We start from the raw sequence: 13,941 nt of genomic DNA on the forward strand, positions 1-13,941 counted from the left end.
GCCTGCAGAGGGCGGGAGAGAAGGACCATGTCGACGATCACGATGGCCGCGGTCGCGGCGCACTTCGGCCGCGACATCGAGCGCACCCTCGTCAAGCTGCCCGGCATGATCGCGAGCGCGCAGGAGCGCGGGATCGACCTGCTGGTGCTGCCGGACGCGACCCTCGGCGGCTACCTCCTCGACATGCACCACCCCGGCCCCGACGACCTGCCGCAGGCCGTGGAGGTCGACGGTCCGGAGGTCGCGGCCGTCGCGGCGATGGCGGGCGACACCACCGTCTGCTTCGGCATCGCGGAGCGCGCGCTCGAGGGCGGCGAGGTGCGGCGCTACAACTCGGCGGTCTGCGTGCAGGGCGGCAAGGTGATCGGGACGCACCGGAAGGTGCACCTGCCGCTGGGCGAGTCGGAGGCGTACGCGGCCGGCGACTCCTTCTGCTCCTTCGACACCGCCGTGGGGCGGATCGGGATGATGATCGACTTCGACAAGACCTTCCCGGAGTCGGCGCGCTCCCTCGCCCTCGACGGGGCCGAGATCCTCTGCTGCCTCAGCGCCTGGCCGGCCAGCGTCACCGACCGCTCCGACCGGATCCGGAACGACCGCCAGGCGCACCTGTTCGACCTCTACGACTGCGCGCGCGCCGCGGAGAACCAGGTGTATCTGGTCTCCTCCAACCAGACCGGCGTGCTCGGCGGGCTCCGCTTCCTCGGGCAGGCGAAGGTCGTCGACCCGGCCGGCGAGATCCTCGCGAAGACCTGGGCGAAGGGCGGGCTGGCCGTCGCGACCGACGACGTCTCCGCCTCCGTCGCCCGCGCCCGCCGCAGCATGGACCACCTGCGCGACCGCGCCGAGCACGCGTACCACCGCGCGGCTCCCACCGGCTGAGCCGCGGGACCGACCGACCGACCGGTGCCGCCCGCCCGTGCGGGTGCCGCCCCGCCCGAAGGAGACCCCGTGCGGATCGCGCAGCTGACCTACTCCACGAAGCCCCGGGGCGGCGTGGTGCACACGCTCGCGCTCTCGGAGGCGCTGGCCCGGCGCGGGCACGAGGTGACCGTCTGGACGCTCGGCCGCGGCGGCGACTCCGCCTTCTTCCGCGCGGTCGACCGCGCGGTGGCCGTCCGGGTCGTGCCGTTCGCGGCGCGCGACGGGGAGGACGTCGGAGACCGGATCGTCCGCTCGCTCGACGCGCTCGCGGTGGCGCTGGGGGAGGACGGCGGGGAGTGGGACGTCGTGCACGCACAGGACTGCATCTCGGCCAACGCGGCGCTCGACGCGGGCTTCGCGGGGGCCGGCGGACTGCTCCGCACGGTGCACCACCTGGACGCCTTCACGACGCCGGCGCTGATCGCCTGCCACGAGCGCGCGATCACCGGACCGGCCGGGCTGCTCGCGGTGTCGCGGGCCGTCGCCGACGAGGTGACGACGGGCTGGGGGCGCTCGCCGGCGGTGATTCCGAACGGCGTCGACGCCGCGCGGTTCGCCGCCGCGGCCGACGGCGACTCGGCGGGGGAGTGGCGGGCCGAGCTCGGCCGCTACGTGCTCGCGCTGGGCGGCATCGAGCCGCGGAAGGGCAGCATCGACCTGCTGGAGGCGTTCGCGGGGCTCGCGCCGGGCGCGTCGCTGGTCTTCGGCGGCGGGGAGACGCTCTTCGACTACCGGGGCTACCGCGAGGAGTTCGAGCGCCGGGCGGCCGAGCGGGGGGTGACGCCGGTCGTGCTCGGCACGGTGCCGGAGGAGCGGCTCGCGTCACTCGTCGCGGGTGCGGCGGTGCTCGGCTTCGTCTCGACCAAGGAGGGCTTCGGGCTGGCGGCGATGGAGGCGCTCGCCGCGGGGGTGCCGGTCGTCGCGCGTGATCTGCCGGTGCTGCGAGAGGTGTTCGGGGAGACGGTGGCGTACGGGAGCGACGTGGCGGGGATCCGGGAGGCGCTCGCCGCGGCGCTCGCGGGGGAGGCGCCGGAGCCCGGGGCCGGGCGGGACCTCGCGTTCTCGCACTCCTGGGACGACGTCGCCGCGAGTCACGAGGCGCTGTACCGGGCTCACCTCGGCCGCCGATCCGTGGGCGTGTGATGCGCCGGTCGTTCTCGCGCTGCTTCTCGGCGCTCGCCGAGCAGGACCCCGAGCGCGTCGTGGTCGTCGCCGATGACGCGACCCTGACCGCGGGCGCCCTGGACCGGGCCTCCAACCGGCTCGCGCGCGCGTACGCGGCGCTCGGCGTCACTCCGGACTCGCTCGTCGCGGTCTCGCTGCCGAACAGCGCCGAGCTGGTGCTCGCCTGCGCGGCGATCTGGAAGGCGGGCGCGACGCCGCAGCCGCTGTCGCGCGGGCTGTCGGCGCGGGAGCTCGCCGAGGTGGGCGCGCTCGGGCGGCCCTCGCTGAGCATCGGGGTCGAGCTCGACGGCGTGCCGTTCGTCCCCGCCGGCTTCGAGCCCGACCCGGCGCTGCCGGACGACGAGCTGCCCGACATCTGGGCTGCGTCGTGGAAGGCGCCCGCCTCCTCCGGCAGCACCGGGCGGCCGAAGATCGTGCTCGCGGCGGCGCCCGCGCTGATGGATCCCTCGCAGCCGGTCGCGGCCTTCCTGCCTCGGGAGGGGGTGCAGCTCGTGGCCGGGCCGCTCACCCACTCCGCGACCTTCACCTACGCCTTCCGCGGGCTGCTGACCGGGCAGCGGCTGGTGGTCCTGCCGCGCTTCGACGAGGCGCGGGTGCTCGCGGCGATCGCGGAGCACCGGGTGACCTGGGCGCTGCTGGTGCCGACGATGATCCACCGGCTGCTGCGGACGCCCGGGCACCGGGACGTGGACGTCTCCTCGCTCGAGACGGTGCTGCACCTCGGCTCGCCGTGCCCGCCCGCGGACAAGCGCGCGCTGATCGAGTGGCTCGGCGCCGAGCGGGTCGTCGAGGTCTACGCGGGCAGCGAGTCGAACGGGCTGACGATGATCCGCGGCGACGAGTGGCTCGAGCGGCCCGGGAGCGTCGGCCGCCCGATCGGCGGCACGGAGCTGCGGGTGCTGCGGTCGGACGGGTCGGAGTGCGCGGTCGGCGAGCCGGGGCTCGTGCAGATGCGCCGTGGGGAGCCGACCTACCGCTACCTCGGCGGGGAGTCGAAGCGGACCGACGACGGCTGGGACACCCTCGGCGACCTCGGCTCCGTCGATGCGGACGGCTACCTGACGGTGCTGGACCGGGCGGACGACCTGATCCTGCGCGGCGGGGTGAACGTCTACCCGGCCGAGATCGAGAGGGTGCTGGAGGAGCACCCGGCGGTCCGCGGCGCGGTCGCCTTCGGCGTCGCGGACGCGGAGCTCGGCCAGGCGGTGGAGTCGGTGGTGGACATCGCGGAGAGCGACGTGACGGAGGAGGAGCTGCTCGCCTTCGCGCGCGAGCGCCTCGGCTCGCGGGCGCCGCGGGCTCTGCGGCTCCAGCGCTCACCGCTGCGCGACGACGCGGGCAAGATCCGCCGCGGGGCGCTCGCCGCCGACTGAGCGCCCGAGAAGGACCCGGCGGCGGCCCTTTCATGCGGGTCTGCAGACTCCTGTTCTGACGCTGGTGGATCTCGATACGCCCGCTGCGCGGGCTACTCGATCAGCATGACCCGTTCATGTCGGTCGAGTAGCCCCGCAGGGGCGTATCGAGACCCGCCGTCCTCAGTAGGGCAGGTCGGAGGGCTTCTCGGCCCGCTGCGACGGTCTCGTACCGATCGCCGACGGTTTCGGATCGCCCTCGACGGGGAAGTGGAGGAGTGCCCCTTCCCCGGAACCGCCCGCGCGCGGCTCCGCCCCACCGAGAGGAACGCCCGTGGTCGCCATCGCCCCGCTCCGAGACCGCTTCGACGGAGTCGAGAGGATCGCCGTCCTGCGCGGCGGCGGACTCGGCGATCTGCTGTTCGCGCTGCCCGCCGTCGACGCGCTCGCCGCCGCCTACCCGGGCGCCGAGATCGTGCTGCTCGGCACTCCGGCGCACCGCGTGCTGCTCCAGGGCGTGGAGTCGCCGGTGACCGACGTCGAGATCCTGCCGGTGGCGCAGGGCGTCCGCGACGGCGAGGGCGAGGACCCGAGGGTCGTCGAGGACTTCACCGAGCGGATGCGCGCGCGGCGCTTCGATCTCGCGGTGCAGCTGCACGGCGGCGGCCGCTACTCCAACCCGTTCCTGCAGCGGCTCGGCGCGCGGCACACGATCGGCTCGCGCACCGACGACGCGCTCGAGCTCGAGCGCACGATCCCCTACGTCTACTACCAGCACGAGATGCTGCGTGCGCTCGAGATCGTCGGGCTCGCCGGGGCCCCGGCGGTGCGGCTCGAGCCGTCACTGCAGGTCGACCCGGAGCGCCGAGACCGGCTCGCCGCCGCGCTGCCCGCCGGCGGACCGCTGGTGCTGATCCACCCGGGCGCGACCGACGTGCGGCGCCGCTGGAGCTCCGCGAACTTCGCCGAGGTGGCCCGCGCGCTGCTGGCCGACGGGGCGCGCGTGCTCGTCGTGGGCGACGCCTCCGACGCGCGCGCGGCCGACGCGATCGTCGCGGCCGCCCCCGGCGCGGTGTCCTGGGCGGACGCGGTCGAGCTGCCGGACCTCGCTCCGCTGCTCTCGCTCGCGGACCTCGTGCTCGGCAACGACAGTGGTCCGCGGCACCTCGCGGCGGCGGTCGGCGCGCCGACGGTCGGCGTCTTCTGGGTCGGCAACGCGATCAACGCGCAGCCGCTCGGCCGGCAGCGCCACCGCCTCCAGCTCAGCTGGACCGTCCGCTGCCCGGTCTGCGACGTCGACGTCACCCAGGTCGGCTGGACGGCCGAGCGCTGCGAGCACGAGCTGTCCTTCGTCGACGACGTCCCCGTCGCCCGCGTCCTCGAGGACGTCCGCGGCGTCCTCGCCTCGACCCGCTGACGACCCTCAACCGCGAGATGCCACTTGAGTACGCGACACGCCGAGGCGTGCGTACTCAAGTGGCATCTCGCGGAGGGGGGCGGACGCGTCAGGCGTCAGCGGCTCACGGCCAGGACGGCTCCTCCTCGTGGGTGATGACGAGTTCGCGGACCTCGCAGCCGCGGGGCTGGCCGAGGACGAACATGACGGCGTTCGCGACGTTCTCCGGGTCGTTGAGGAGCGCGTCGGGGCCCGGCTTGTACTGGGCGTCGCGGTCGTCGAAGAAGCGGGTCTTCATGCCGGAGGGGATCAGCGTGGTGACGCCGATCTCGCCCTTGGTCTCGGCCGCGAGAGCGCGGGTGAAGCCGAGCACGCCGAACTTCGACGCGCAGTAGGCGGTGGCGTCCGAGACGGCCTTGATCGCGAGCGAGGACGCGACGGTGACGACGCGGCCGTGGGTCTCGGTGAGGAAGGGCAGTGCGGCGCGGACGACGGCCGCGGTGCCGAGCAGGTTGACCGAGATCACGCGCTCCCACTCCTCCGGGTCGACGTCGACGAGGCGGCCGCAGCGGTCGATGCCGGCCGCGGTGACGACGGCGTCGAGGCCGCCGTGCTCGCGGGCGATCTCGACGACGGCCTTCTCGGCCTCGCGGGTCTTGGCGACGTCCACCTGGTAGGCGGCGACGCCCTCCTGCACGTTCGAGACGTCGCGGTCGAGGACGATCGGGGTGCCGCCCGCGGCCGTGACGGCGGCCGCGACGGCGGCTCCGAGTCCGGAGGCGCCTCCGGTGATCAGGACGCGGCCGATGGGGGTGGGGGTGGTGGTCATGGGTGTCCCTTCCAGGATCCTCGTCGTCGGCGGGGCCGACGTGGTGGGGCGGCGGTCGGCGGGGCCGGCCGGGTGATGATCGGCCGGAGCCGACAGCGGTCAGCCGACGCGCGCGAGCGCGGCGGCGAGATGGGTGGTCGAGCGGCCGGCGTGGTACGGCACCGTCAGGACGCGGCCGCCCCACTCGGCGACCGTCGCGGTCTCGGGCAGCGATTCGGCGGAGTAGTCGCCGCCCTTCACCCAGACGTCCGGGCGGATGCGGCGCAGCGCCTCGTCGGGGGTGTCCTCGCCGAAGACGAGCACGGCGTCGACGCACTCGAGAGCGAGCAGCAGGTCGACCCGGTCGTCCTCGGGGATGATCGGCCGGGCCGGTCCCTTGAGCCGCCGGACCGAGTCGTCCGAGTTCAGGCAGACGATCAGGCAGTCGCCGAGCGCCCGGGCGGCCGAGAGGGTGCGGGCGTGACCGGCGTGCAGCAGGTCGAAGCAGCCGCCGGTCGCGACGACGGTGCCGCCGGCGCCGCGGACAGCCTCGGCGACGCGCAGCGCGTCCACTCCCGAGGCCCCGTGCAGGGCGGCGGTGTCGGCGGGAGCGGCGAGCGAGGCGACGCCCCCCGCGAGCAGGTAGGCCCCGGCGGCGGCGACGGCCGCGCCGACCGCCTCGGACGGGGTGGCGCCGCCGGCCAGCGCGACGGCGGCGGAGGCGGCGAAGCGGTCGCCTGCTCCGCACGGGTCGGTCGGCGGGACGGGAGCGGCCGGGTGCACCACCGGGACGCCGGCGCCGCGCGAGCGGACCAGGGCGCCGCCGGAGCCCATCGTCACGGCGACCGCGCCGCAGCCCCAGCGCTCGAGCAGCGTCGTCGCCGCGGTCTCGGCGAGGGTGACGCCGCGGCCGGAGGCCCCGGAGAAGCCCGTCGCCTCGCCGAGGTTCGGCGTCGCGAGCGTCGTCCCGGCGACGGGAGCGGTCCCACGCGGGTGCGGATCCCAGACCAGCGGCACCGTCAGCGCGTCGAGGGCGGCGCGGAGCGGGGCGTCCTCGGTGAGCCGGCGGCCGTAGTCCGCGACGACGACCGCGTCGACCTCGCCGAGCGCGGCGAGCATCTCCTCGGTCACGGTCGGCACCGGCGGGCGCTCGCAGCCGCGGTCGAAGCGGACGACCGCCTGACCGGAGGCCGCGACGCGCGTCTTCACGGGGGTCGGCGCACCGGAGGGCCCGGCCACCACGCGCACACCGTCGAGCGCGGCGAGCAGTTCGGCGGCGTCGGAATCGGCCGCATCGGCCAGCGCCGTCACCAGCACGACGTCGTGCCCGTCGCGGGCGAGCATCCGCGCCACGAGCCCGGCGCCGCCGGCGCGCACTCCGCGGGTCGACACGTCGACCACGGGCACCGGCGCGTCGGGGCTCAGCCGCTCGGCCGGCCCGGAGAGGTCGACGTCGAGCATCACGTCGCCGACCACGGCGATCCGCAGGCGGCTCACGCGGCCGCTCCCGTCCGCACGCGGATCCGGTGCTCGAACGCCCGGCAGAGCGCGTGCACCAGCACGAGCTGCGCCTCCTGCACGTTCGAGCCGTGGCCCTCGAGCGCGATCGACTCGTCGCAGGCCTCGGTCAGCGGGTTGGGTCCGTCGCCGGTGAGCGCCCAGGTGCGGGCGCCGGCCGCACGGGCCGCCTCGGCCGCGTGCAGCAGGTTGGCGCTGCGGCCGCTGGTCGAGAGCAGCACGACGACGTCGCCGGCGCGGGCGTGCGCGGTGACCTGGCGGGCGAAGACGTGGTCGAAGCCGTAGTCGTTGCCGATCGCGGTGAGGCTCGAGGTCTCGGAGTGCAGCGAGATCGCGGAGAACGGGATGCGATCGCCGTCGAAGCGGCCGACCAGCTCGGCGGTGAGGTGCTGCGCCTCCGCGGCCGAGCCGCCGTTGCCGGCCGCGAGCAGCCGGGCGCCGGTGTGCAGGCGGTCCGCCAGCTCGACGCCCCAGGCGACGATCCGGTCGGAGTGCCGCTCCAGCTGCGCGACGACGTCGAGCGCGCGGGCGACGTGGTCGTCGACGAGGCGCCGGGCGGCGTCCGTCGAGGTGTCGGACGGCGTGTCCGTCGGGGTGTCCAGAACGGTGTCGATGCTCATCTGCGCGGGGCCGCCTTCCGGGGGGTGGAGGAGAGGGAGGTGCGAGCGGTGCCGCTCATGGCGGCACCGCCGTCGCCGAGTCCGGCGAGGGTGGTCAGGTAGGCGCGCTCGGTGTCCGCGGCGACGCGGTCCCAGGAGTAGCGGGACTCGACGCGGGCGCGGCCGGCGGCTCCGTAGGTGCGGGCGCGCTCGGGGTCGGCGATCAGCGCGGCGAGGGCCGCGGCGAGGGCCTCGGGGTCGCGCGGCGGCACGTGCACGCCGGTGACGTCCTCGACGACCGTGTCGATCAGCCCGCCGACGGAGGAGGCGACCACCGGCACGCCGCAGGCCATCGCCTCCAGCGGGGTGATGCCGAACGGCTCGTACCAGGGCGCGCAGATCACGATGTCGGCGGAGCGGAGCATCGCCGGCATCTCGGTCTGCGAGAGCTGGCCGGCGAAGACGACGCGGTCGGCGACTCCGAGGCCCTCGGCGACGCCGTGCAGGCGCTGGTACTCCGGGTCGGCGATGAGCGCGTCGCCCGAGCCGGAGCCGCCGACGACGACCAGCTCGGCGTCGCAGCCGTCGGCGACCAGGCGGGCGAGCGCCTCGATCGCGTGGCCCATGCCCTTGCGGGGCACGAGGCGGCCGATGCTCATCAGGCGCACCCGCCCGGTGCGCTCGGCGACGGGTCCGTCGGGCGTGAAGCGCTCGAGGTCCACACCGCAGGGCACCACCGAGATGCGCGCGGTCGGCACGCCGAGGCCCTTCAGTTCGAAAGCCTCGTCGGAGCAGGTGGCGACGACGCCGTCCGCGCGCTGGCCGACGCCCGGCTCGAGCCAGGCGCGCTCCTCGGGGCTGGTGTCGAGCGCGCCCTGCTGGCGGCGCTTCACCACGCCGAGCGCGTGGAAGGTGTGGAAGACCGGGACGCGGCGCCCGGTCGCCCGCTCCACCCGCTCGGACGCGTCGAGCGCGGCGACCCCGGACATCCAGAAGTGGCTGTGCACCAGGTCGGGGCGGGAATCGAGCCAGTCGTTCGCGAGGTCGACGGCGAAGTCGCCCATGAACGGCAGCAGCTCGTCCTTGGACACCTTGCTGGCCGGGCCCGCGTCGATGTGCACGACCTCGACGCCGGAGGTGAAGGGCACCCGGCGGGGGAGGGAGGCGTCGTCGCGCCGCGTGTAGACGGTGACGCGGTGGCCGCGGCGCGCGAGCGCGTCGGCGAGCGCGGCGACGTGCACGTTCTGGCCGCCGGCGTCGACGCCGCCGAGCGTCGCCAGCGGGCTGGCGTGCTCGGAGACCATCGCGATCGAGAGGGGACGGGTCGAGGTCACAGGGAGCTCCCTTCGCGGGTTCCGGCGGTTCCGGCAGCGGACAGGTCGCGCCGGGCGGGCCGGCTGCGGGTGAGGTCGCCGAGCAGCTCGTCCCAGTCGCGCTGGAAGCGGCCGAGGCTGTAGCGGGCGAGCACGGCCTCGCGGGCGACCGCTCCGGCGACGGCGGCGCGCTCCGGGTCCTCGATCAGCGCGCGGGCGGCGGCGGCCAGTGCGTCCAGGTCGTTCGAGATCGCGCCCGCCTCGGGCGGCACGGCGCGGCCGGCCTCGGTGGTCTCGAGCGCGACGACCGGCATCCCCAGGTGCATCGCCTCGAGCAGCGCGAGGCCGAGCGAGGTCCAGCGGAACGGGTGCAGGTAGACGCGGCGGCGGGCGAGCTCCGCGTGCATCGCGCCGGTCTTCACGTCGCCGAGGACCTCGAGGCGGTCCGCGGGCAGGCCGGGCGTCCCGGCGAGGCCCTCGGTCTTCATCCCGAAGACGTCCAGCGGAGCGACCGCGGCGAAGCGCGGCAGCAGATCGGTGCCGGTCACCCGCTGCCGGCGCACCGGCTCGTTGATGACCACGCCGAAGCGCGCCAGCTCGCCGGTGTAGAGGGGGCCGGGGTCGTTGATCCCGTGCTCGATCACCGTGGTGCGCGTCGATCCGGTGTCCCACATCAGCGCGTTGAAGTGCGTGACGTGGACGAGGAGGAGGTCGTCGCGGTCGGCGAGCGGGTGGCGGTTGTCCGGCACGTCGCCGCGGGGCGTGTTGTGCTCGACGTAGACCGCCGGGACGTCGCGGCCGAGCCGCCGGCCGAGCAGGCGCTCCGCCTCGGCGAGCTCCTCGGGACGCTGGAGGAGGACGACGTCGACGTCGGCGTCGCGCAGCTCCTCCGGGGCGATCTCGATCGTGCGCGGCCAGTCGCGGCCGCCGGTGCCCAGGCCCCAGCCGTCGCGGGCGGGGGTCGTCGGGAGCAGGTACTCGTGGGAGCCGCGGACGAACGCGTCCGCCCAGCCGCCGTGCACGTGCCAGAGCAGGATCCTCATGCGAGCGCCTCCGTGGGTGTCGTGGTCGATGTCGTCGAGTCGCGGCGCGGGAGCGCGCGGAGCCGGTGGGCGGCGGCGACCGCCTCCTCGGCGCTCACCCCCGCGAGGCAGGGGTGGCCGGGGACGGGGCAGACGCGGGCGCGCGAGCCGGCGCAGGCCGCGGTCTGATCGCCGAGCAGCGCCACCGGCACGCCGTACGGCGCCCAGCGGATCGCCGGGACGACGGGCGCGAACAGGCTGACCACCGGCGTGCCGACGGCCGCCGCGAGGTGCGCCGGCCCGGTGTTGCCGCTGATCACGACCTCGGCGCGGGCGAGCACCTCGGCCGCACCGGCGAAGTCGGTGGCGCCGCCGAGGTCGATGCCGCGGGTTCCTGCGACGAGGGCGGTCAGCGCGCGCTCGCCCGGCCCGCCGGTGACGGCGACCGCGACTCCGGAATCGGCGAGCAGCTCGACGGCGCGCGCCGCGTTCTCGGCCGGCCAGGCGCGCGCGGGCACGGCCGCTCCGGGGTGCACGACCACGTACGGTCCGACGCCCTCGAGCGCGGCGGGCAGAGCGCCGCCGCGATCCACCCGCAGCAGCCCGTCGTCGCCCTCGGGCAGCGCGAAGCCCGCGGCCGCCGCGATGGCGAGCGCGCGCTCCGGCTCGGGCTGGTCCTCCTCGAGCGTCTCGCCGGGGACGAGCCGCACGTCGAGCAGGGCGCCCGCGAAGTCGACGGAGGCGCCGGAGATCCGCGCGACGCCGGCCAGGCGCAGCAGCAGGGCCAGCGGCAGCGGCGACTGGTGGAAGGAGGTGAGGATCACGGCTTCGTCCGGGGCGAACTCCTCGACGATGGCGCGCAGCTCCGCGACGAGCGCGGCGTCGACCGGCTGCGAGGCGTCGCCGATCCACGGGCAGGACCAGGTGCGCACGGCCACCGGCCCCGGCAGCAGCGCCGCGGCGGGCGCCCCCTGCGGACCGGCGAGCAGCAGCACCTCGGCGTCGGCGGCGATCGCCCGCACGGCGGGGCCGCAGAGCAGCACGTCGCCTGCGCTGTCGAGCCGGGCCACCAGCACGCGGCGGGTCACTCGGAGTCCTCGTCCGGCTGCATCGCCAGCAGCAGCTCGACCGCCTCGAGGAGCGTCGCCGCGCGCAGCGGTGCCGCGGCCACCTCCTCGGCCCGGGTGATCGGGGTCGGCACGAGGACGCCGCGGGCGCCGGCCGCCGCCGCCGCGCCGACGTCGGCGCCGATGTCGCCGATCACCGCGAGGGAGTCGGCGGGCAGTCCGAGGGACTCCGCGGCGTCGAGCACCATGCCCGGCGCGGGCTTGCGGCAGCCGCAGCCGTCCTCGGGGCCGTGCGGGCAGAGCATCCAGGCGTCGAAGCCGCCGAACAGCTCGTCCACCCGGCGGTTCACCGCGTCGGCCTGCGCGCGGTCGATGATGCCGCGGGCGATGCCCGACTGGTTCGTCACGACGCCGAGGGCGAGTCCGGCCTCGCGGGCCCGCTCGACCGCGTCCAGCGCGGTGGGCATCGGCTCGACCAGCGCCGGATCGCCGTTGTAGGGCACGTCGACCACGAGCGTCGCGTCGCGGTCGAAGAGGATCCCGCGCAGGCGGGGGGCACGCGGGGCGGCGGCGTCCTCCGCGGTGCGGTGCGCCGAGCCCGTCTGGATCGAGTCGTTCACCTCTCCCTCGTACCCCCCTGATCGGGGTTCCAAACGCGGGGGAGGAGAAGTCGTCCGCTCGGGCGCGTCGGGGCCTGACCGCCGTCCGCCGCCCGGCTCGCCGGAGATCCGCGCGTCTGAGGTCGCCGGAGCGGGGTACGGGACCTCCGACAGGAAGGAGGCGCCGTGCGCGCTCTCACCGCCCCGGACGGAACCCCGGAGATCCTCGCGCTGCGAGCCCTCAAGCTCGGCGACATCCTCGTGGCCGTCCCCGCTCTGAAGGCCCTGCGCCGCGGGTTCCCCGAGCACCGGCTGATCCTCGCGACGACGCCCTGGCTGGAGCCGATCGTCGACCTGATCGACGGACTCGACGCCCTCGTGCCGACCCTGCGCGGGCTGGACGATCCGCTGCCGGTCGCGCCCGGCCGCGTCGAGCTGGCCGTCAACCTGCACGGCAACGGCCCGGAGTCCCGCGACGCCCTGATCGCGCTCGAGCCCGAGCGCCGCCTCGAGTTCCGCGTGCCCGCCCTCGATCCCGACGCGAGCCACGACGACCCCCGCCCGCTCTGGCTCGACGGCGAGCTGGAGCGCGCGCGCTGGGCCCGGCTGGTCAACTCGATCGGCCTCGACGCCGACCCCGAGGACGTCGGCATCGCGGTCCCGGACGTGCCCGCCCCCGTCGACGGCGCCGCGATCGTGCACATCGGCGCGTTCTACGGCTCGCGCGAGTGGCCGGAGGAGCGCTTCGCCGCGGTCGCGCAGTCGCTGGCCCGCGAGGGCCACCGCGTCGTCTACACCGGAGGCGCGAACGAGGCCGACCGTGCCCGTCGCGTCGCCGAGCGGGCCGGCACCGGCGAGGTGCTCGCCGGGGCGATCGACCTGTCGGAGTTCGCCGCGGTCGTCGCCGCGGCCGAGGTGCTCGTCACGGTCGACACCGGCGCCGCGCACCTCGCCTCCGCCTACGGCATCCCGTCGGTCGTGATCTTCGGACCGGCGCCGCCCGAGGCCTGGGGCCCGCCGGTCAGCGGGCCGCACACTGTGCTGACCGACGCGTCGCTGCGCCGCGGTGACGTCTTCTCGTCCGAGCCCGACCCGGCGCTGCTCGCGGTGCGGACCGAGCACGTCCTCGACGCGCTCGCCGCTCTGCCGTCGCGCGCCGACGCGCACCTCAGGCGGTCCGCAGCCGCGCCGCAGGGTGGACGGGCGTGACCACGGCGACCGACGCGACCCGCGCGCGGCTCGTCGGCTGATGACTGCGCGACGGGGCGCCGAGGCGGTCGGCGAGCTGCGCGAGGATCCGGCGCTGCAGCCGCGAGACCTGCATCTGCGTGGTGCCGAGCGCGTCGGCGATCTGCTGCTGCGTCATCTCCTCGACGAAGCGCATCCGGAGCAGCTCGCGCTGGCCGTTCTCGAGCTCGGCGAGTGCCTGGGCGAGGCCGTGCCGGCGGTCGATGGCCGCGAGGTCCTCGTCCTCGCCGCCGAGCGTCTCGCCCAGCCGCACGCCGGTCTCGCCGACCGTCTCGTCGAGCGAGAGCGGGTGCCCGGCGGAGCGCGCGTCGGCCACCTCGGACGGCTCGACCCCGAGCCGGCGGGCGATCTCCCGGTCGCTGGGGTGGCGGCCGAGCTCCTGCGCGAGCTCGTCGGCGACGACGGAGGAGCGGCGGTGCAGCTCCTGCACCCCGCGCGGCGGGCGGATCATCCAGCCGAGATCGCGGAGGTGGCGCTTGAGCTCGCCGGTGATGGTGGGCACGGCGAAGGCGGCGAAGCTGTCGCCGCGCTCCGGGGTGAAGCGGCGGGCGGCCTTGACCAGCCCGACGTAGGCGACCTGCCGGAGGTCCGCGCGATCGCCGCCGCCGCGGGACACCCGGTTCGCCATCGCCTCGGCCAGCCCGAGGTGGTCGAGCACGATGCGCTCGCGGATCCGCGCCCCCTCGGCGTCGTCGGCGCCGGCCGCCGCGTGGAAGAGGGAGAGCGTGCGGGCGTCCTTCTCCTCGCGCGGCGAGGCGGGCCCGCTCAGCGAGTCGGTCGCAGGGGCGAGCGGTGAGAGGGCGGTGTCGAGAACGACCGTGCTCATCGGGACCCCTTTCCGGGCATGCTGGCGCGTCCGGGGCGGCAGGGTGCGACGCGCTCGTCGTCGAGCGGCCCCGGGGAGAAGCAG

Annotated in this window: 13 protein-coding genes; 5 read left to right on the forward strand and 8 right to left on the reverse strand. The window is 75.9% G+C overall.

Annotated features, from left to right (window positions below):
- The first annotated feature begins 27 nt into the window (after positions 1–27).
- From HRK28_RS13095 to HRK28_RS13110, 4 genes are all read left to right on the forward strand, one after another.
- The gene (locus HRK28_RS13095) at positions 28–882 is read left to right on the forward strand and encodes a carbon-nitrogen hydrolase family protein (RefSeq protein WP_173251869.1); all 855 of its coding nucleotides are present in this window, start codon (positions 28–30) and stop codon (positions 880–882) included.
- A gap of 69 nt (positions 883–951) precedes the next feature.
- Positions 952–2,067 (forward strand): MSMEG_0565 family glycosyltransferase, encoded by a 1,116-nt coding sequence (locus tag HRK28_RS13100; protein ID WP_173251870.1) that lies wholly within the window; start codon positions 952–954, stop codon positions 2,065–2,067.
- Complete coding sequence (locus tag HRK28_RS13105; RefSeq protein ID WP_173251871.1) at positions 2,067–3,482, forward strand: AMP-binding protein; 1,416 nt, start codon at positions 2,067–2,069, stop codon at positions 3,480–3,482. The genes HRK28_RS13100 and HRK28_RS13105 overlap by 1 nt, the downstream gene beginning before the upstream one ends.
- Positions 3,483–3,795: 313 nt before the next feature.
- The gene (locus HRK28_RS13110) at positions 3,796–4,878 is read left to right on the forward strand and encodes a glycosyltransferase family 9 protein (RefSeq protein ID WP_173251872.1); all 1,083 of its coding nucleotides are present in this window, start codon (positions 3,796–3,798) and stop codon (positions 4,876–4,878) included.
- Between the two features lie 103 nt (positions 4,879–4,981).
- Here the strand turns inward: HRK28_RS13110 and HRK28_RS13115 are convergent, their stop codons facing one another.
- The 7 genes from HRK28_RS13115 to HRK28_RS13145 form a co-directional block, all read right to left on the reverse strand.
- Entirely contained in the window at positions 4,982–5,686 is a 705-nt protein-coding gene (locus HRK28_RS13115) for an SDR family oxidoreductase (protein ID WP_127887118.1), read from the reverse strand.
- A 99-nt stretch (positions 5,687–5,785) separates the two neighbouring features.
- Positions 5,786–7,153: a PfkB family carbohydrate kinase gene (locus HRK28_RS13120; protein ID WP_173252014.1), complete on the reverse strand. Its 1,368-nt coding sequence runs from the start codon at positions 7,151–7,153 to the stop codon at positions 5,786–5,788.
- A 5-nt stretch (positions 7,154–7,158) separates the two neighbouring features.
- A complete protein-coding gene (locus HRK28_RS13125; protein ID WP_173251873.1) occupies positions 7,159–7,803 on the reverse strand; it encodes an SIS domain-containing protein in 645 nt (214 codons plus the stop codon).
- Entirely contained in the window at positions 7,800–9,086 is a 1,287-nt protein-coding gene (locus HRK28_RS13130) for a glycosyltransferase (protein WP_173252015.1), read from the reverse strand. The genes HRK28_RS13125 and HRK28_RS13130 overlap by 4 nt, the downstream gene beginning before the upstream one ends.
- A 26-nt stretch (positions 9,087–9,112) precedes the next feature.
- A complete protein-coding gene (locus HRK28_RS13135; protein ID WP_173251874.1) occupies positions 9,113–10,138 on the reverse strand; it encodes a glycosyltransferase in 1,026 nt (341 codons plus the stop codon).
- A complete protein-coding gene (locus HRK28_RS13140; RefSeq protein ID WP_367948418.1) occupies positions 10,135–11,205 on the reverse strand; it encodes a glycosyltransferase family 9 protein in 1,071 nt (356 codons plus the stop codon). The genes HRK28_RS13135 and HRK28_RS13140 overlap by 4 nt, the downstream gene beginning before the upstream one ends.
- Positions 11,202–11,804: an HAD family hydrolase gene (locus HRK28_RS13145; RefSeq protein WP_367948419.1), complete on the reverse strand. Its 603-nt coding sequence runs from the start codon at positions 11,802–11,804 to the stop codon at positions 11,202–11,204. Before HRK28_RS13145 ends, HRK28_RS13140 begins: the two co-directional genes overlap by 4 nt.
- Before the next feature lie 165 nt (positions 11,805–11,969).
- Between HRK28_RS13145 and HRK28_RS13150 the strand changes: the two genes are divergently transcribed.
- Positions 11,970–12,992, forward strand: a complete 1,023-nt coding sequence (locus tag HRK28_RS13150) for a glycosyltransferase family 9 protein (RefSeq protein ID WP_173251876.1) — start codon at positions 11,970–11,972, stop codon at positions 12,990–12,992.
- Here HRK28_RS13150 and HRK28_RS13155 read toward each other — a convergent pair.
- A complete protein-coding gene (locus HRK28_RS13155) occupies positions 12,952–13,857 on the reverse strand; it encodes a sigma-70 family RNA polymerase sigma factor (protein WP_173251877.1) in 906 nt (301 codons plus the stop codon). The two genes, HRK28_RS13150 and HRK28_RS13155, sit on opposite strands and share 41 nt — an antisense overlap.
- Positions 13,858–13,941: the final 84 nt, after the last annotated feature.

Source organism: Rathayibacter sp. VKM Ac-2835 (genome assembly GCF_013266705.1).
In the GTDB taxonomy this organism is placed as follows: Bacteria; Actinomycetota; Actinomycetes; order Actinomycetales; family Microbacteriaceae; genus Rathayibacter.

Bases quoted from the DNA above. Each gene is read 5' to 3' on its own strand.
- HRK28_RS13095 (WP_173251869.1), top strand. From the start codon at position 28: ATGTCGACGATCACGATGGCCGCGGTCGCGGCGCACTTCGGCCGCGAC.
- HRK28_RS13105 (WP_173251871.1), top strand. From the start codon at position 2,067: ATGCGCCGGTCGTTCTCGCGCTGCTTCTCGGCGCTCGCCGAGCAGGAC.
- HRK28_RS13115 (WP_127887118.1), bottom strand. From the start codon at position 5,686: ATGACCACCACCCCCACCCCCATCGGCCGCGTCCTGATCACCGGAGGC.
- HRK28_RS13125 (WP_173251873.1), bottom strand. From the start codon at position 7,803: ATGAGCATCGACACCGTTCTGGACACCCCGACGGACACGCCGTCCGAC.
- HRK28_RS13130 (WP_173252015.1), bottom strand. From the start codon at position 9,086: ATGGTCTCCGAGCACGCCAGCCCGCTGGCGACGCTCGGCGGCGTCGAC.
- HRK28_RS13135 (WP_173251874.1), bottom strand. From the start codon at position 10,138: ATGAGGATCCTGCTCTGGCACGTGCACGGCGGCTGGGCGGACGCGTTC.
- HRK28_RS13155 (WP_173251877.1), bottom strand. From the start codon at position 13,857: ATGAGCACGGTCGTTCTCGACACCGCCCTCTCACCGCTCGCCCCTGCG.